The organism is Methylocaldum sp. GT1TLB (assembly GCF_051027445.1).
Lineage (GTDB): Bacteria > Pseudomonadota > Gammaproteobacteria > Methylococcales > Methylococcaceae > Methylocaldum.
In genome coordinates this window covers 14384-32297 of record NZ_CP194898.1, presented here as the reverse complement: position 1 = coordinate 32297, position 17914 = coordinate 14384, and the positions used below count along the sequence as shown (strand labels likewise).

General features: G+C 58.5%; 15 protein-coding genes, 1 pseudogene and 2 CRISPR repeat arrays (1 of these 18 only partly in view). Of the genes and pseudogenes, 10 read left to right on the top strand and 6 right to left on the bottom strand.

The features are described from left to right. Nucleotides 1–83: a CRISPR direct-repeat array (repeat unit 36 nt) (it extends 1423 nt beyond the left edge of the window). Nucleotides 84–145: 62 nt separating this feature from the next. From csx16 to cas2 (ACR2R1_RS00130), 8 genes and pseudogenes are all read left to right on the top strand, one after another. Continuing rightward, entirely contained in the window at nt 146–451 is a 306-nt protein-coding gene (gene csx16 / locus ACR2R1_RS00165) for a CRISPR-associated protein Csx16 (RefSeq protein ID WP_156879348.1), read from the top strand. Beyond that, a complete protein-coding gene (locus ACR2R1_RS00160) occupies nt 448–1032 on the top strand; it encodes a hypothetical protein (RefSeq protein WP_434112127.1) in 585 nt (194 codons plus the stop codon). Before csx16 ends, ACR2R1_RS00160 begins: the two co-directional genes overlap by 4 nt. After that, on the top strand, nt 1029–3185 hold the full coding sequence (locus ACR2R1_RS00155; protein ID WP_434112125.1) for a CRISPR-associated ring nuclease: 2157 nt from the start codon (nt 1029–1031) through the stop codon (nt 3183–3185). The genes ACR2R1_RS00160 and ACR2R1_RS00155 overlap by 4 nt, the downstream gene beginning before the upstream one ends. Beyond that, complete coding sequence (locus ACR2R1_RS00150; protein ID WP_434112123.1) at nt 3182–4333, top strand: Card1-like endonuclease domain-containing protein; 1152 nt, start codon at nt 3182–3184, stop codon at nt 4331–4333. The genes ACR2R1_RS00155 and ACR2R1_RS00150 overlap by 4 nt, the downstream gene beginning before the upstream one ends. A 95-nt stretch (nt 4334–4428) precedes the next feature. Continuing rightward, nucleotides 4429–5726: a CRISPR direct-repeat array (repeat unit 36 nt; unit sequence GTTTGAATCGAGACCTTATGAAGAAGGGATTAAGAC). Between the two features lie 889 nt (nt 5727–6615). After that, a complete protein-coding gene (gene cas2 / locus ACR2R1_RS00145) occupies nt 6616–6900 on the top strand; it encodes a CRISPR-associated endonuclease Cas2 (RefSeq protein WP_156879344.1) in 285 nt (94 codons plus the stop codon). Nucleotides 6901–6907: 7 nt separating this feature from the next. Continuing rightward, nucleotides 6908–7759, top strand: a pseudogene (cas1, locus tag ACR2R1_RS00140) (CRISPR-associated endonuclease Cas1); the annotation flags it as partial. 86 nt (nt 7760–7845) lie between these two features. Beyond that, on the top strand, nt 7846–8613 hold the full coding sequence (locus tag ACR2R1_RS00135) for a CRISPR-associated endonuclease Cas1 (RefSeq protein ID WP_434112120.1): 768 nt from the start codon (nt 7846–7848) through the stop codon (nt 8611–8613). Further along, nucleotides 8613–8927: a CRISPR-associated endonuclease Cas2 gene (cas2, locus tag ACR2R1_RS00130; protein ID WP_077732673.1), complete on the top strand. Its 315-nt coding sequence runs from the start codon at nt 8613–8615 to the stop codon at nt 8925–8927. Before ACR2R1_RS00135 ends, cas2 (ACR2R1_RS00130) begins: the two co-directional genes overlap by 1 nt. 844 nt (nt 8928–9771) lie before the next feature. Here cas2 (ACR2R1_RS00130) and ACR2R1_RS00125 read toward each other — a convergent pair. Beyond that, entirely contained in the window at nt 9772–9930 is a 159-nt protein-coding gene (locus tag ACR2R1_RS00125; protein WP_156879342.1) for a hypothetical protein, read from the bottom strand. Nucleotides 9931–10409: 479 nt separating this feature from the next. Here ACR2R1_RS00125 and nifL point away from each other — a divergent pair, with 479 nt between their 5' ends. Together nifL and nifA are read left to right on the top strand one after the other, a co-directional pair. Further along, a complete protein-coding gene (nifL, locus tag ACR2R1_RS00120; RefSeq protein WP_240502432.1) occupies nt 10410–12005 on the top strand; it encodes a nitrogen fixation negative regulator NifL in 1596 nt (531 codons plus the stop codon). Then, complete coding sequence (nifA, locus tag ACR2R1_RS00115) at nt 11998–13530, top strand: nif-specific transcriptional activator NifA (RefSeq protein ID WP_077729108.1); 1533 nt, start codon at nt 11998–12000, stop codon at nt 13528–13530. The genes nifL and nifA overlap by 8 nt, the downstream gene beginning before the upstream one ends. 237 nt (nt 13531–13767) lie before the next feature. Here the strand turns inward: nifA and ACR2R1_RS00110 are convergent, their stop codons facing one another. From ACR2R1_RS00110 to ACR2R1_RS00090, 5 genes are all read right to left on the bottom strand, one after another. Next, nucleotides 13768–14298, bottom strand: coding sequence for a hypothetical protein (locus ACR2R1_RS00110; protein ID WP_086135394.1), 531 nt, complete (start codon nt 14296–14298; stop codon nt 13768–13770). A 524-nt stretch (nt 14299–14822) separates the two neighbouring features. Beyond that, nucleotides 14823–15788 (bottom strand): DUF364 domain-containing protein, encoded by a 966-nt coding sequence (locus ACR2R1_RS00105; RefSeq protein ID WP_156879341.1) that lies wholly within the window; start codon nt 15786–15788, stop codon nt 14823–14825. Between the two features lie 354 nt (nt 15789–16142). After that, nucleotides 16143–16520 (bottom strand): hypothetical protein, encoded by a 378-nt coding sequence (locus ACR2R1_RS00100; protein WP_077729105.1) that lies wholly within the window; start codon nt 16518–16520, stop codon nt 16143–16145. A gap of 322 nt (nt 16521–16842) precedes the next feature. Then, nucleotides 16843–17046, bottom strand: coding sequence for a hypothetical protein (locus ACR2R1_RS00095; RefSeq protein ID WP_077729104.1), 204 nt, complete (start codon nt 17044–17046; stop codon nt 16843–16845). A 618-nt stretch (nt 17047–17664) separates the two neighbouring features. Then, entirely contained in the window at nt 17665–17913 is a 249-nt protein-coding gene (locus ACR2R1_RS00090) for a (2Fe-2S)-binding protein (protein ID WP_133716884.1), read from the bottom strand. Nucleotide 17914: the final 1 nt, after the last annotated feature.

Sequence of the window (17914 nt, the reverse complement as noted above, 5' to 3'; positions counted from 1 at the left end):
AAGGGATTAAGACGCCGCTGTAGAGCGGCAGTTATTCGTAAAAGTCGGTTTAAATCGAGACCTTATGAAGAAGGGTTATCCACGAACTAAACAGCCATGAGGAAAAGAAGAACCGGAGAGCATTTCCGATGAGAATGTATTACCTATGACAACTTACTTCGTTACCCGCCATGCGGGCGCCATCGAATGGGCGCGCGAAAGCGGCATCGCGGTGGATTGGCAATTGGCGCACATGGACATGGCCGTGGTGAAAGCCGGGGATCGGGTCATCGGCACCCTGCCCGTCCATTTGGCCGCGGAGGTATGTGCCCGAGGCGCCCGCTATCTTCATCTGGCGCTCGAAATACCCCCGGATTGGCGGGGACGCGAGTTGTCGGCTCAGGATCTTAGGCGTTTCGGCGCCCGCATCGTGGAATACCGCGTCATCGCGGCTGAAGGCGAAAACCCATGAGCGCACGTGTCCTGGTCATCCCGCGGAACGAGTGTCCGTCTTTACCGGAGGCTGATGCCTGGGCGCGAACCACCTGGACGTGGCCCCGGAACTGGTCATGGCGGCGTCGCTCCGAGGCCGAGGACGACGAGCGGTTTTTGCAGATCATTCCTTACGCGCTGCTCCGGAACGCTCGCGGCGAGATCTGGTGTTATGCCAGGAGCGGCGGCGATTCGCGGCTGCGGGACCGGCTGAGCGCAGGCGTCGGCGGGCATATCGAGGACATCGACGCGGCGGAATCGATCGAGCGGATGGCTGATCGCGCGCTTCGCCGCGAATTACGGGAAGAGCTGCTTTGGCAGCCGGACACGGCCATCCCGGAACCGGTCGCCTGGATCTACGAGGGTCTTTCGGCAATCGGCCGCGTGCACATCGGCTTGCTGTATCTCCTTTCCTGGCCGGAAAATGCGCCGCCAAAACCGGCCGAGGGCCAAGGCCTGAGCGGTATCGGCTTTATTCCGGCGGGGCGGATCGCGGATGACGCGCGCTTCGAATTGTGGAGCCGTCTCGCCGCCGGATTTTCGATCCGGAATTCCGTATGAAAGCGAATATTCTGCTATGTACGCTCGGCGCCTCCTGGGCAGTAATTCCGGAGGTTTACGGTTTTCTCGCGCCGGACCGTTTGCCGCTCTACCGTTATCATCCACGATGCGCTGATTTCACGCGGCAACGCGAGGACTATCGACTGGAGGCGCCCGACGAAATCTGGGTCTGTACCACGCTGGGAGACCTGCCGCGGCAAGGACTTGCGTATCTCCGCGATTGGCGCGCGCGGCTGGAGCATCCGCCGATCCTCCGGATATGGCAGGCGGCAGGAACCGACCAGCTCGCCAGCCAGCCCGAGTGCGACCGATTCCGCGAACTCCTGCTGCGCGCCTGCCTCCTGGCGCACGAGCGCGCCGGGGACGGTCAGGTGGTTCTGTCGCTGGCCGGCGGGCGGAAAACCATGAGCGCCGATCTCCAATGGGCGGGCTCCGTGCTCGGCTGTGACGCGCTGATCCATGTGGTCGGGCAAGACCCCCTGCCGGAGCTTTTGAAAACGGGAACAGCCGAACTCTTCACCCGCGAATTGCCCGCCGAGGTTGCATCCGCGATCGTGCCGCTCATTGCGGGAGCGGGCCGGCGCAGCGAACTCCTGGATGTCGAGCTCGACGGACGGCGCGCCGTCGCCAGCCGCGATTTTCCGCTTCCCCTGGCCTCACACGGAGCCTCGTTGACATGGACGCCGGCCGCCGGCCACGGGCTTTGCGAGGAGATCCGGTCGCGCGAAAAGGCCGGGAGCCAACTGCTGGGAAATTACCTGAGAGCGCTCGGCGAGACGGAACACCACGAGAACTGGCGCAGCCTTTACCGCCTGCCGCCGCGCGTGATCGAGACCTTGCGGAAGCGGCCGCTGAATGCCGAGTTGGCCGGTTGGCTCAACGGCCTGCCAAAAGCGGACTTGCACCGGCACATCGGCGGCTGTCTCGATCTCGATGCCCAGCGCGAGGTCGGCCGCTCGGTTTGGGAGGCCTTGAGCCCTCCCGAGCGCGAGCGCGCCCTCGGCCATATTGCGCCGCTCCTGCGGCAAGCCATCTGGCCCTGGAATTGGCCGGACCGACTGAAGACCTCGGCCATTCCGAGGCCGCATTGGACCGCGGCGCTGCTCGTACACGCCGACGCCCCCCAATTGACCGGCAACCTGTTCGACGCCACCGAGCCGAGATTCGATCTGAAATCGCGACCCCGTGGCTTCAAGGCCTATGAACGGCCCGGCGAACTGTCCGGCTCGGCGATCCTGTCGCATCCCGCCGCCATTCAACCCTATGCGGCTCATCTCGTAGGTCAGGCGCACGACGAAGGGCTGGCCTATGTCGAGCTGCGCGGCAGCCCGCACAAATACGGCGATGGGCTGGCCTTTCTTCATCGGTTGACCGACGCCCTGCAAACCGCCGCGGCAAGCTTGCCGGCCGATTCGCGGGCCTTGTTCCGATTCATACTCATTGCCGACCGGCGCCAGCCCGAACGTCTTGCGGAGGTAATTGATCTGGCGGTACGAGCGAAGGAGCAATTGCCAAATTTCGTAGTTGGGCTCGACATGGCGGGCGATGAGACGCAACCGATTTCGGCGGATGTCGCACAGGCTTTCGCCCGTGCTTTCGAAATCTGTCTGCCGCTGACGATTCATGCCGGCGAGGGGGAGACGGCGGAAAAGATTTGGACCGCGGCCTATCACCTTCACGCCGACCGGATCGGGCATGGCCTGACGATTGGCGATCATCCGAAACTCGCCCAGCGCTTCCGCGACCGCGGCATCTGTATCGAGCTTTGTCCCAGCTCCAACCGGGAAGTCGTCGGCTATCGCGACGCCGCTTTCCCTGAAACGGCGCACTGCCCCGATTACCCGCTGTGGCGACTCTGGCAAGCCGGGCTCCCTTTGACGCTCTGCACGGATAATCCGGGCATTAGCCGCACCACCATGACCGGCGAATATTTGACCGCCGCGCGCATGGTCGGCGATTGCTTTAGCTGCTGGGATGCCTTGGCCATGATCAAGCAAGCATTCGTCCATGCGTTTCTGCCGAGCCAGGAAAAAGAAGCGTTGCTGAAACGGATGGACGCTTTGGTTTACCGGCACGTCCTTGCCCAATTTTCGCCTCGAGAAGGTTTCAACCCGCGCCATCTCAGTTTTTCGGAAGACCCGCTAACGCCATGAAGATACAAACCCATGTAATCCTAGTCTCCGGACAGCCGACGCCCAACATCACGCCGGCGCTCGATCCGGAGATCAAACCCAAGCACATCATCATGTTGGTAAGCCCCGACATGGCCCGGCGGGCCGACTGGCTCCGGGCCGTTCTGCAGCCGGCCGGCGTCACGGTGAGCCAGATCAGGATCGAGAATGCCTACGATATCGAGGCCATTCGGGAGCAGCTGCTGACCTTGGTGTCGGAACACGAGCACGATAAGCTCGCCCTGAACGTCACCGGGGGCACCAAGCCCATGGCCATCGCCGCCTACGAGGTGTTCCGCGCGGCCGGTCAACCAATCTTCTACGTCCATCCCGAACAGGACCGGCTGATATGGATGCATCCCGCCGGCCGGCCGCCGAGGGAGCTAGCCAACCGCATCAAGCTCAAGGGATTCTTTCAGGCCCACGGGGCTCAATTGAGCGAACGGCCCGCCCATTTCGGCATGCCCGAACGGTTGAAGGTATTGGCCGAAGGGCTGGTCCGGCACATCGACAAATATCAGAACGCTCTCCGAATTTTGAACTGGGCGGCGATGTCTGCGGAACAGAACGAATCGCTGGTCTCCGACCAACTCAGACCGGGCCAGATCGAGCGCGAAGACTTCGAGGCCCTCCTCGGCTGGTTTGAGAACGCAGATGTCGTTATGGCGAGGCAAGGCCGCCTCCATTTCGCCGACGAGCCGGCCCGCTTCTTCGCCAACGGCGGATGGCTGGAACAGTACGCGTACAGTCTGGTCCAGAGCCTCAAAAGCGAACTCAAAGCGATACAGGACATCGGCCGAGGGCTGGAAGTCGAGCGGCAAAACGGCGCCGAGCGGATTCGCAATGAACTGGACGTTGCCTTTCTCGCGGAAAACCGGCTGTACATCGTCGAGTGCAAAACCCGCCAGTTCAGGGACGATATCGAGACCGGCGGTGCGGGCGCCGATGCAATCTATCGGCTCGACGCGCTTTCCAACCTCCTGGGCGGTCTCCAGGCAAAGGCCATGCTGGTCAGTTATCAGCCCCTGTCCACCGCCATTCAAGATCGCGCCCGCGCCTATGGGATACTGACCTGCGCCGGACCGGAATTGAAAACCTTGAAGGAAACCTTACGCCGATGGATAGGTTGAACCGCCCGGTACCGAATGCTAACTTTTCGGCAAGCCGATTTTTCTGCAACCCCCTTTGTAAACCATTGACTTTGGAGGTGTTTTAGACACGAGCCGTTTGAATCGAGACCTTATGAAGAAGGGATTAAGACGACCCAACCTCTTTGCAGTACAACAATCCGAATCGTTTGAATCGAGACCTTATGAAGAAGGGATTAAGACCTAAGTCGGCAGGGTAGTTGCAAGTGCGGATTTGTTTGAATCGAGACCTTATGAAGAAGGGATTAAGACCAGGCCGGATTCCTCATTATTGAGGAATTCGTGTTTGAATCGAGACCTTATGAAGAAGGGATTAAGACTCTACGACGACGACCGGTACCGTGATGTTTTTCTGTTTGAATCGAGACCTTATGAAGAAGGGATTAAGACATCTCCCTGGTAGACAATCCCGGCCTTTTCTTTTCGGTTTGAATCGAGACCTTATGAAGAAGGGATTAAGACCTCCGGTGGTTGCCCGGATAAGCTCCGGGCGGGCTGTTTGAATCGAGACCTTATGAAGAAGGGATTAAGACGTTTTTCTCGCGGTCGGCTAGATAGTGCTGGCCGTCGTTTGAATCGAGACCTTATGAAGAAGGGATTAAGACCGTCCGTGGGCGGTGGGTTGTTAATTAATCTTTTGTTTGAATCGAGACCTTATGAAGAAGGGATTAAGACCGAACTGGCCGGGCGCTGTAATGCTTGTGCGGTTTGAATCGAGACCTTATGAAGAAGGGATTAAGACTGGCCGGACTCATCAGACACCAGACCGTTCCGTCGTTTGAATCGAGACCTTATGAAGAAGGGATTAAGACATATCTGATTTGCGGGGTTTCGTATATTTGGCCTGGTTTGAATCGAGACCTTATGAAGAAGGGATTAAGACCTACTGCGTGAGACGGGGTGCGGCGCACTAGAAAGTTTGAATCGAGACCTTATGAAGAAGGGATTAAGACGGCATGGCTTGCGCGTTCCATTGCCGTCTTGATGGGTTTGAATCGAGACCTTATGAAGAAGGGATTAAGACTGAACTTATCCCCCTTTATAGGTACTATTACGTAGTTTGAATCGAGACCTTATGAAGAAGGGATTAAGACAGTGTGGGGTGTCCTTAGAATATACGGGTGACACGTTTGAATCGAGACCTTATGAAGAAGGGATTAAGACATGGCGACTTCGGGAATGGCGTCGGGATGACCGGTTTGAATCGAGACCTTATGAAGAAGGGATTAAGACCTTGGAGCTCGAACCAGGCTTCGGCTTGGTTATCCGTTTGAATCGAGACCTTATGAAGAAGGGATTAAGACAGTCTTCCTCGAATCCAGTATAGCCTTCGAGTTTGGTTTGAATCGAGACCTTATGAAGAAGGGATTAAGACTTTTGTCGGTTCCGGACCGGGAAGCTCGGCATGAACGGCTAGGTTCGCGACAGATGCGCTTCCCTTCGGTCAGCACATCCTACAAACGGATGGGCCGGGCGAAGGGTTGTCGAGCTGCGGAGGGTCCTTCGCCCTTTTGGTGGATTGCGGAAACCGGGATGTCGTAGGGTGGGTTAGGCGCATTCCGGCGCCGGCTGGCCATCGATCGCCGCGCTTCACATGCGCCGTAACCCACCAACGCTCGGCAACCTTGCCGCTCGCTTCGGCGGGTTGCATGCCTTGAGCGGAAGCGCGCCTAATTCACCCAGCACGGATATATGGGCTTCTAACGGGTTGCGCTGGTCACCTCGCCTGCCGCAAACGATCGTTTTAACCTAAAAACGGCAGTTAGACCGTACAAAATCCCGTTCACCCTTCTATACATCAGAACGTAGGTCGGCAATCTCTTCCCAATCGCAAACGGTCACTTTAGTCGCGACCCTTCCAACAAAGCCCTTCGCCGAGCCGATACGTCGGCAAGGGATTGCCGACCTACATATCCGAATCCTTTACACCGATTCGGAAAACGCTCTAACCGCAAACTCGGCCGATGCGCTTCGTGCCTCAGACTCACGAAGGCCGGATACGCTTCGATTAATCCGGCTTACATTCCGGTCGAGGAACCCGTGTGCGGGGCGACGCCCGGCTGCAAAATAGTCTCCCGCTCAAGAGCGCTTTTTAGCCGGCGCCCTCGCCCGTGCTGCCGCCACACGATGGGAAAAATGCCCTAGCCCCTCCCCTATTTTGATCAAGCCGCCTCGTCGCGGACTTTGGCGCGCGAAAACCGATCGATCAGCCCGCAAGCTTGTGAAATGCCCCGCCTTCGACATGCGGCATTACAGTAGCGGCCATGAGCAAACGGTCGCTTTACATCGCCGCCTACGACATCTCCGACGACGCCCGCCTGCGCAAGGCGCTTTTCGTGCTGCGCAACTATTCCACCGGCGGGCAGAAATCCGTGTTCGAGTGTTTCCTGACCGAGGCCGAGAAACGCCAATTGATCGACGAGGTCCGGGAGGTCATCGACGAGGAAGCCGACCGATTTCTGCTCTTGCGGCTGGATCCCCGGATGAAGGTTCGCGTGCTCGGCATCGCGGTTCCTCCGGCGGACCCGGAGTTCTTCTACGTCGGCTGAGGATCGAATGGGCACGCTTTACCTGGACAGAAAAGACATCGAATTACGCCGCGAGGGCCGGCATCTCTGCCTTTACGAGGGAGGCAACCGGAGCGCGACGATTCCCCTGAACGTGGTCGAGCGGGTGGTCGTCCGCGGACAGGCGACGCTCAGCACCGGCGTGCTGGGACTGCTCGCCGAGGAAGGCGTCGGCCTTCTGGTCCTGAGCGGCCGGCAGGGACGCACCGCGGCGATTCTGCACGGAAACCGACACGGCGACACCGCCCGGCGCATCGCGCAATACCGTTGGCACCACGATGACGAGTACCGGCTGCCCTGGGCGCGCCGATTGGTGGCGCTCAAATTGAAAGCCCAGGCCCGGCTGCTGCGCTCGGCGCTAAACGTCCGGCCCGATTGCCGCAAGCCGCTTACGGATGGCATCGCGCGAATTGATCGTGCCTTGGCAAACATTGAGGACGCGCCGCGGCTGGAACGGCTACAAGGGATCGAAGGCGCGGCCGCGGCGGCTTATTTCGCGGGGTTCACGCAACTGTTTCCGGCCAGTCTCGACTTTACCGGACGCAATCGCCGGCCGCCGAAGGACCCGGTCAACGCGGCCCTGTCGCTAGGATATACGCTGCTCCATTTCGAGGCCGTCAACGCCTGCCATGCCGCTGGGCTGGACCCTTACGTCGGCTTCTATCACGAACCGGCCTATTACCGCGAATCCTTGGGGGCCGACCTGATAGAGCCGCTGCGGCCGAGGGTGGATCGCTGGGTATGGCGGCTGTTCGCCGAGCGAACCCTGCGCGCCGATTCGTTCGCGACCGAAGCCGACCGCTGTCTCTTGAAAAAGAACGGCCGGGAAGTTTTCTATGCCCGCTACGAAAGCTTCGTCCGTCCCCTGCGTGGCCTGTTGCACCGCTACGGCCTGTTGATCGCGCACCGTCTGACCGAGGAGGCGCCGTGAGACCGCTGTATCTGCAAGGCGCGGGAACCACGATCAAGCGTGATGGCCCCGCTCTGCGCGTCATCCGCGCCGGCGCCGCGGAGCGCTGGTTTCCGTTGCGGCGGATCTCGCAAGTAGTCTCGGCGGCGCACATCGATTGGTCCGTCGACGCCTTGCTGGCCTGCGCGGAAAACCGCATCACCGTCAGCTTCATCGACGACGAGGGCGCGGTGCTGGCGAGATTGATAGGAAGGCCCGGAGAACGCTACGAGCTTCGACAGCGCCTGCTAGATTTTTTGCTGCGCCCGGATTGGCAGGATCTATATCTTCAATGGAACGGCGCTATGGAGCGCATGGCGGTGCGCAGCGTGATTCGCCGCACCGGCCTTGGCTTCGACCGTCCGCCCTCGGCGAAAGAGCTGCGCCAACTGTTCCAGGACGGTGCGCGGGGCATGGATCAACTCCCCGCCTACGAGCGTATCGGACGCGAGGTGTACGGGCTGCTGACCGGCCTGGTGACCAGGCATTTGGCCGACGCCGGGATTACCGCCGAATTGGAGCCCATGGGCGAGCTCAATCCTGTGATCGGCTTGAGTTCCATCCTGTTCTGGGATTTCCAGCTGGCACGGATGGCCTGGCTCGAAGACCGGCTCCGCGAGAACCGGCTCGGCATCCCGGACCGTATCGAAATCGTCGGTTTTTTCGAGGCCCGTCGGAAACGCACGGAACATTTGACCCTCGGCCTGCTCAACCGGCTGCACCGCTGGCTGATCGAGCTTGTGTGATGCCGCTCAATCAAGCTCAAACCTACCTGGTGTGCTACGACATCGCCGATCCGAAGCGTCTGGGGCGGGTTCACCGCTTGCTCCGGGAGCAAGGCATCCCGGTGCAATACTCGGTGTTTACCGCCCAGCTGACGACCAAGGAACTGGGCCGAATCATTGCGGGCCTGGTCGAACGCATCGACGAGCGCGCCGACGACGTGCGGATCTATCCCTTGCCGAACCGTCCGGAAACCACCAGCCTGGGGCTTCAATACTTCCCGGACGGCGTGCTCTTGATCGAAAAAGGCAAGGACTTGCTGAGAGCGCTTCGTTAGAGCGTTTTCATCTCGCTCTACGGCAAAACAGGCCTGGCCGGAGTCGTTGGCGCCTTCGGCCAGGGTAGATCGACTCAAGCTTTCGTAGGTCGGCAATCCTTTGCCGACGAGCCCGCTCGCCCAACTGCACCGTCGGGAAGGGGGGCTTCGGCGCTCCAATCGCAAACGGCCATCCCAGGAGCGCTGGGATGACCCTTCCAATCGCAAACGGCCATCCCAGGAGCGCTGGGATGACCCTTCCAATCGCAAACGGCCTGGCCGGGAGCGCCGGCCAGCTCCTTCCCGAAGACGCCGTTTGTGATTGGAAGGGGCCGATTAAAGGCCCGTTTGCGATTGGAAGGGTCGCGACTAAAGCGACCGTTTGCGATTGGAAAGGATTCCCGACCGACAGGGTGATACGGTCGTAGATCAGCAATCCCTTGCCGATGGACCGGTTGGCTTAACTGCACCGTCGGCAAAGGATTGCCGACCTACGCGCTGCACTCGCGTTCCACACAATTTTATGGAATGTACTTAGAACGGCATCGCCATGGTTTAGGCAACTTGACAGGTGCGGCTCATGCCGGACCATCCTTGTCCGGCACCAATCCTCCGGGAGAGGATTGGGACGCGGAGCGCCCGCGAGGGTGAAAAACAAGGATGTTTTTCATCAATCCTGCCGGTTTGTCGTTCCTCATCGCACCCTACAGTTTGTCGGCCGTAGGATGTGGTGACCGGAGGGAACCGCCCTTCGACCGGGCTCAGGACAGGCATCATTCGGGGACGCGATCGGTGCGGTTCGTTCCTCACCGCACCCTACGGGCGTAGGATGCGGTAACCGAAGGGAACCGCGTCATTCGAGGTACTACGCGATGCTCCAGGCGGTTTTCCCCGGAATCGGCGGTCTCGGGACGATGTAGAACGGAAGCTCGGTGGATTCGAGCGTCTCTTCGGCGCGCTCGGCCTGGGAACGGGGCGTTTCCGGGGGATTGGACTCTGCTTTGGTAGTCGATTCGCTGTTCATGTTCGGCCTCTCTGCTTGGGTTTTAAGGCGGCCTGGCTTACCCGGTGTCGGTACGGACTCGGCGCGACATGGCCGAGAAACGCCTACTTCGGTAAGCGGTTGGTCTTCGCGAAATTTCTAGCAACCCTCGCGCCACCTCGGCCATAAATACGTAACTAATTGATAGTTATAGAATTTCACGCGACCGAGTGCAGTCTTTCCTCAGCGGAATGCTTACAACGCTTATGCGCATCGTGAGTTTTCCGACAATAGGGATAGAGAGCCGGGAACGCTCCGAACGATCAGGACGCACCGAAAACGCCGCGCGAGCGGCACCCATGCCCACTTTTGTCGCGTTTGCGACAAAACAGTGCAAGAAAGCTTGAAGCGTCGGCCGAGCCGATCGCCTGTGTAAAAAAACGATAAGGGTCTCAGGAGCACTTCTTATCGATGGCATAAGCCTTGCTTAATCGATGAAAAATTGCACCGAAGAGGCGCTCGTGTCCAAACAATCTTCCAATAACCCGCCGCCCGAGCCGTTGGGGAAGTCCGTACTGGCCGACAATCGCATGCTGGCTCTGTTCGCGGAAACCGTGGAACAAGCGCCGGTGGCCATTTCGATCACGGACGACAAGGCCAATATTCTGTACGTGAATCAGGCGTTCACGCGTGTTACCGGGTATGCACCAGAAGAGAGCATCGGCCGAAACGAGTCCATGCTGTCCGACAAGAACACGCCGAAGGCTGTATACGACGAGCTTTGGAACCGCATCAAGTCGCAGCAGACCTGGCAAGGCTATCTGCTCAACCGTCACAAGGACGGCCGCCGCTATCTGGCCGATCTCACCATCGCCCCCATTCTGAACGACCGGCACGAGACCACCCACTACATCGGCATGCACCGAGACATCACGGAAATGTACCGGCTGGAGCAAAGGGTCAATCAGCAGAAAGTGCTCATCGAGACGGTGGTCGATTCGATTCCGGTCGCGACCGTGCTTTTGGACGAATCCGACCGTGTGGTGCTGGACAACAAGATGTACAAGACCCTGTCCAGCGATCTGGGCCTCAGCGACCCGGCCAGGACGTTCATCGATATCCTGCGGGAAGACATGGCGGAAGAATGGGAGCGGATGAAAAAGAAAAAATCCGGCTTTCATAACCGCGAAGTCCGTTTCGACCGCGGCGGGCATCACGCGCCCCGCTGGTATGCCTGCGCCGGCAGCTGGTTCTGCCAGGAAGACGACCGTGTCGAGGCGTTCTTTCACGAAAATAGCCACACTTATCTGCTGCTCACCCTGACCGACATCACCCAACAAAAAAAGCACGCCGAGGAAATCCGCATCAATGCGCTCAAGGCATTGATGGCGGAGGAAGAGAAAACCCAGCGTCTTCGCGAAACGCTGTCGGGAGCCATTCACCATATACAGGGCCCCATCAATCTGCTCAAAGCGGCCAAGACCATGCTGACGCGGCGTGGGCTCGATGACCGCAACATCGCGCTGGTCGACATTCTGGATCAGATCCGCTTGGCCGGCGAACAGTCCGTCGCCCACATGAAGCGATGCATACCGGAAAGCAACACCTCGGCCATGACGCCAGTCAATCTGAACCAGTTGCTGCACGAAACCATCGTGCTATTGACCGAACGGCTCCTCGCCAGCGGCATCGTCGTCGAGTGGAAGCCGACCCCGGTGCTGCCCGCGTTGATGGGCCAGGAGAGCCACCTCCGCACCATGTTCAAGCAGATTATCGAAAATGCCATCGAAGCAATGAACCAGAGCGGCATCGTCACCCGCGAACTGCGCATTTCCACGTGGTCCGACAAACATTTGCTGCATGTCTCCATCGAGGATACCGGCCCCGGCATTCCCGACGAACTGCGCATCAAGGTCTTCGAACCGTTTTTCTCCACCAAGAACGACGGCCATGGCGGGCATTCGGGCACCGGTTTGACCATGGCCCAGGAAGTTATCAATCAACACCTTGGACTGATCCGGATCGATCCCAGCTATCGGGACGGATGCCGAGTGCGTATCCAATTCAATATCCACAACATGATGTTCGTACCGGAGAAGGCTTCCGACCATGGATGAGCGTACTCAACTGATCGAGCGCGAACTGGACGCCCTTTACCAGGTCAGCCAAGTACTCAATCGACCTTTGGGGCTGAAGGAAAAACTGGAAGCCATTCTCGAGATATTGCAGGAGTGCGCCGACATGCGCTCCGGAATGCTGGCTCTCAGGGAACAGGAAAGCGACGCGTTCGAGGTCTGCTCGGTGCTGCGCAGCGACGGCGTCGAAACCCGAAAGCCGGTCCGCTACGAACCGGGGGAAGGACTCATCGGCACGATCCTGGATGCGGGGCGCACCATCGTGGTGGAACGCATCGCCGACGAGCCGCGTTTCCTGGGCAAGCTGGGCCTGTACGATCCGACGCTGCCGTTTATCGGATCGCCTATCCGCGTCGGCGACGACGAGGTCGTCGGCGTGTTGGCGGCACAGCCGGTGGACGCGAAATTGCTCGACGCCCGCGCACGGTTCCTGGAAATGGTCGCCAATCTGATTGCGCAAAGCGTGGGCCTTTTGCGCAGCATGGAGCAAAAGCAGCTCGATCTGGTCGCGGAGCGCGATCAGTTGAAACAGAGCCTCCGCAGGAATTACGGCTTCGACAACATCGTCGGCCGCACTCCGGCCATGCTGCGGGTTTTCGAACTGGTCCGGCAGGTCGCGAAATGGAACACCACCGTCTTGATTCGCGGCGAATCCGGCACCGGCAAGGAGGCGATCGCCAACGCCATTCACTACAACTCGGCCTGCGCCGGCGGCCCTTTCGTCAAACTCAATTGCGCCGCTCTTCCGGACAACCTGCTGGAATCGGAACTGTTCGGCCACGAGAAGGGCGCGTTCTCCGGCGCCATCAGCCAGCGCAAGGGACGTTTCGAACTGGCCAACCACGGCACGATCTTCCTGGACGAGATCGGCGAAACTTCCCCCACGTTTCAAGCCAAGCTGCTGCGCATCATTCAGGAAGGCGAGTTCGACCGCGTCGGCGGTACCCAGACGCTCAAGGTGCAGGTTCGCATCATCGCCGCCACCAACCGCAATCTCGAGGAAGAAGTCGAGGCCGGCCGTTTTCGGGAAGACCTCTACTATCGCCTCAACGTCATGCCGATTTTCATGCCGGCGCTGCGGGAACGGCTCGAGGACATTCCGGACCTTGCCGATTTCCTGCTCAAGCGAATCTCCCAGCAACAGGGCGGAAGACCGTTGATCATCAAGGAAAGCGCCATCCGGCTCCTGATGCGTCACGACTGGCCGGGCAACGTCAGAGAATTGGAAAACTGTCTGGAGCGGGCCGCCATCATGAGCCCGGACGGGATCATCGACCGCGACGTCATTGCCATGACCGGTCTGGAGGACGATGAAATCTCGGTTACCGGACCGGCTGCCAGAACGCCGGAGTTCAACCTAGAGGGGATGGACGAAAGAGAACAAGTCATCGCCGCGCTGGAGCAAACCGGCTGGGTGCAAGCCAAGGCCGCCCGCCTGCTGAACATGACTCCGCGCCAGATCGCCTATCGGGTAAGAACCCTGAACATCAAGATGAAGCGGATTTAGGATTCGCCGGCAAAAGGATTGCCGCCCTATGTTCGAAAGATGCCTGTCCTGAGCCGAGTCGCAGGGCGGCTCCCTTCGGTCACCGCATCCTACGTTTCTTATTCAGCCCATGCCGGCTCGGCAGGTTGGGAATCCCTTCCCGACGCAAAGGATTTTCCGACACGACGAATCGTCGGCAAAAGGATTGCCGAATACGGCGCATTCCGCGCGGAATACCGTTAATGCGGATGAAATGCTCTAGCTTCGCGCGTTCCGCCTGTGTTCCTCGTAACGCGAAATCAACCTGTCCATGAGAGCCTCGTTGCCTAGGCAAGCTTCCAGCTCGCTCGCGATCAAATGGTCGTAATGGCGGCGCAGCACGCTATCGGTCGGACGTGGAAAGGTGGTCGTCTCGATCATGTATTTAATATGGTTTATATGATGTCGCCTGAGCACCGAATCCTCCGGAATACTATGGCGAGGCCGCCTGGCTACCGATGCTCTCGGCGCATCCATCCGCATCGCGTTCGCCGGCGTTTTCGGCGAATCGACCCGCATTTCTCTTGCCGGTGCTTTCGGCGAGTCAGCCCGCGTTTCGTTCTCCGGCGCTTTCCGTAAATCCACCGGCATTTTGTCCACAACGATGGCGCGTTTACTTCGGCTACGCACGAGCAAATACACGATAAGCAGAATGATTAATAAAATGGCGATCGCTGCGATGATTAATACAGGTCGAAACTCGTCGTTCGCCAAATTTTGGAAAAGATCTTTAAGTTCAAATTGATCCACAATTACCTCCTCCCGCTCTATGAGTTGATTATGTCGTTTCCAAGGCGATACGTTTCGGCATCCGCCATCGCCGAGAAATAACGTAGTCGCCCGGCACCAATCTGTTATTGTGTTTTATACCTTTATTTACCCGGATACCATTGCGTCCAGAGCGTTTTCCGAATCGGTGTAAGGGATTCGGATATGTAGGTCGGCAATCCCTTGCCGACGTATCGGCTCGGCGAAGGGCTTTGTCGGCAAGGGATTGCCGACCTACGTTCTCCCCTCCTGCCACGAACCCGTACACCGGGATGGAAAACGCTCTAGCCGTTCGTGTCCAGGTACCCACACTCGTACTGAAATGTCCAGGGCGGTAACAGATTAAACGCTAAGTAGAAAATGGCCCAGTCCCCTTTTCATGGGCCATCGGCCGAAGGCCATCCCTCGTCCCCAAATAAAGTTAACTTACTGTTTGTGAGGAAAATAAAACGAAATCCTTACCTCGGCAAGTAAGGGTTTGACTAAAGCCCCGTCTGCGGTTCGGCCTATCGATCGCGATGCTCGTCCCACAGCCGCTTGAAACAGGTGTCGAGCCGGGATAATCGGGTGTTGGAGGCTTCGAGACGATCGTAATCGGGGAAGCGCTGGGAATTTCCAGCGTCATACCACGCGGTCATATCCCGTTTCAGACTTTCCTTCTCCTGTACGGTGCGGGCGATGAGCTGGCGCGTCCATTCCTGGGTGGCGGCGGGCGTGAGCGGCGCTACGCGGTAGCGCAAGCCTGTTTCGAAGATCCTCACGCCGCCGCCTTCCGCCACGGTTCGGCGCAGGGATTCATGGTCGGACATTTCGACGCCGGCCAGATAATCGATGCCGAAATGGTAGAACTCCGGCAGCCACGGCGTAGTCGGCCCCATCAGCACGCTGACGGCGTTGCGGGACAGCTCGGCCAAGCGCGGGAAAGTCTTGTTGGGAATCGAACTCGCCGTGATGAATACCCATTCCGCCTCGGGTAGCAGGTACTCGCAGGCTGCATCGGGCAGGTCGCCCGGCACCGGCTGGCGCTCCAGTACGGTGAGGTCCAGCCCGTGCTCGGCGGCAAATCGATCCAGCCCCGGATAGCGGCCGATCACGACGACGCGCCGTCCTTTCATTTCGGACAAGAAGTGTTCGAAAACCGCTAGATTGTTCCCGCCTTCCGGGTGGGGCGCCAGCGTAACGCCGGGCGGCGGAAGTTGCAGGCGATTGATGCCGGCATTAACGGCCGCCATGCCGATCGTCGCCCGATAGGGATCGAAGTCGCGAACCCACGCTACCAGTCCGGAGAGGGATTTTCCGCTCAGGGTCCCGGCCCAGGGCAGCGTCCGGGTGGGGATGCCGGGACTCATTGCCAATCCGACGGCGTCGGCCTCGCAATAGGTCCATACCAGCCCGATCAATACCTCCCGAACCGGCGATGGACTGGAGGCGTAATCCTGTAACAGATCGTAGATTTCGTAAGGATTGTTCATGGTCTGCCTGATGGGCGTTGGAGGATCTTTCGACGAGGACGCTGCACTTTACTGGCCCAGCGGCCGGGCTTCGCTTGATCAAACGGTTTGATCAGGACCATCCGCGCCTCGGCTCGACGGCAAACGGGGTTTGTCCGATTCCAGTTCCGGCCGAATGGCCGCTGTCATCGATCCGGTACCCATCCTACAACGCAGCGGTAAAAATCCGAGGATGCGGTTTCGGTGGTTTGTGCTGTGCGAATCACCCTACGCACTGAGTTTCAACGGTAGCCTGTATGGGATGAGCCGCGCCTGCGAAGCCTTTTTTGATCGGGAACCGCGTATATCAAAATGGCTCTTTGCGACGAGGCGTAATCAATCCCCTAGCGCAGGCAACAGCTTAGGTTCCGATTTGATGACATCATCACGCCCCCAGGCGACCACGCCCTCTACGAACCAGCGCGGGTCTTTAGGGTGTGGCAAAACGACATCGTATTCGGCGAAGAAGGTGCCATCGGCATGAAACTTCATCTCGCCGACCCGGTGTCCGTTCGGATGGTGCCAATAGGCACAAAGGGTATCCTTGCCGCTGAAAGGATCGCGGCTGGTTTCGAAGCGGGCCTCGCTGAAAACCGGTTTCATCGTGATCTGTTCCGGCAGAAACCCCAATCCGTGAATTTCCGTGATCAGCCGCGCGCAAATAGCTTCGCCCAAAAGCTGATGGGCTTTCATCATCGGCTCGGTAGTATTCATGTCAGGGCCCCGGCGATTCAACCAAGGCTCGGTTCGGCGGTTCCGCGAAGCGGAGTCCCGGGTTTCGGCTCCTTGCTAGGCTCGGAAACCGTTTTGTGAAGCAGTCGGGTGAAGTTTATGGTCGATTTCATGCCTGATCCCATCGGCTTTGGTCCGCCAGGAATCAAGCAATGGCAATGCCACTTCTAGCTTGTTGATTTCTAAAAGGCTACTCGCCTTTCACCTGTCGGAAAGGCTACAAGAAACGATTTTCAGGTCGCTAAAACAACAAATCCCAGCCGAAGGGACTGGGATTTGGTCGACGTTGATAAGAACCAAGGCATTACATCTGCTCGCATAGCGTGTTCGGCTTTTTGCTCAGATTCGGCAGGACTTTGCGACTTAAACCGAGCCCCACGGCGATCAGCAAGAGCACGATCAGCGGGAATTCAACTACGGCAGCTGCCACCGCCATCAAAACAAAAAAACTTACCGCCACGAACAGCAATACGAATGGGACGATCCCAATAAGCAACAAAATATGCATAACCACCTCCATCATTTAAATTACGGAAATAATCATAACCAAAACTTCGGGGCTGTGCTGGCTATTTTCGTACCTAAATAGGAAATAATCGCTTTTTTCTTTTAGCATAATGCCATCCTATGGAAACAATATAGATCGGCTTATGCTGCGACGGATTCGATACAGGACGGTCCGTTATCCACTGCCAGAATGTAACAATCTCGTCGTGCGCCGGTTTCTGCCGACATGCCGATCCTAAGCCTTTGATTCAAGGTCAGGTCGCTGACGCGCCCGAACAATCAATGACATAGCAATTTGTCATCAAACTTGAACAGAACCTGACCAAGCTGACGAATACCCCGAAGGAATGGGCGACCGCGCTGTCCATCCCCAAGCTTATCCACAGGGTTGTCCACGGGAATTGTGGATAGTCGAGCACGAACTTAGATCTGGAACTTACGGCCGCAAACCCGAAAACCAAATGAAAAAAAGACCGCGAAACGGCGACCTAACAACCGTTCCGCGGCAAAACATGGCGAATACCAAAACGTTCTCTAAGCTGGGACGACTTTGCTTCCCGCTGCAAACGGCCGTCCCCGAATACCGAACCAACCTGCCGAACGCTAAAGCCGGCGGTTCTTACAAGCGGAGCTCCTGACCGCCGCTTGCCCGGCTTCCGTAACCCGCCGCCTCGCCCGCCCGCACCCTCGGGATGCCGCCGCTCTCCGATTGGGCGAGGCGCAATAGATCTCGAATCTCGCGATTGCACTTGCCGCAGGCGGTGCCGACGTTGAGGCAGTCGGTGATCTCCTTGCGCGTGCACGCCCCCGAGCGTATCGCCTCGCAGATTTGGCTTTCGGTAACCGCTTTGCAGATACAGATATACATG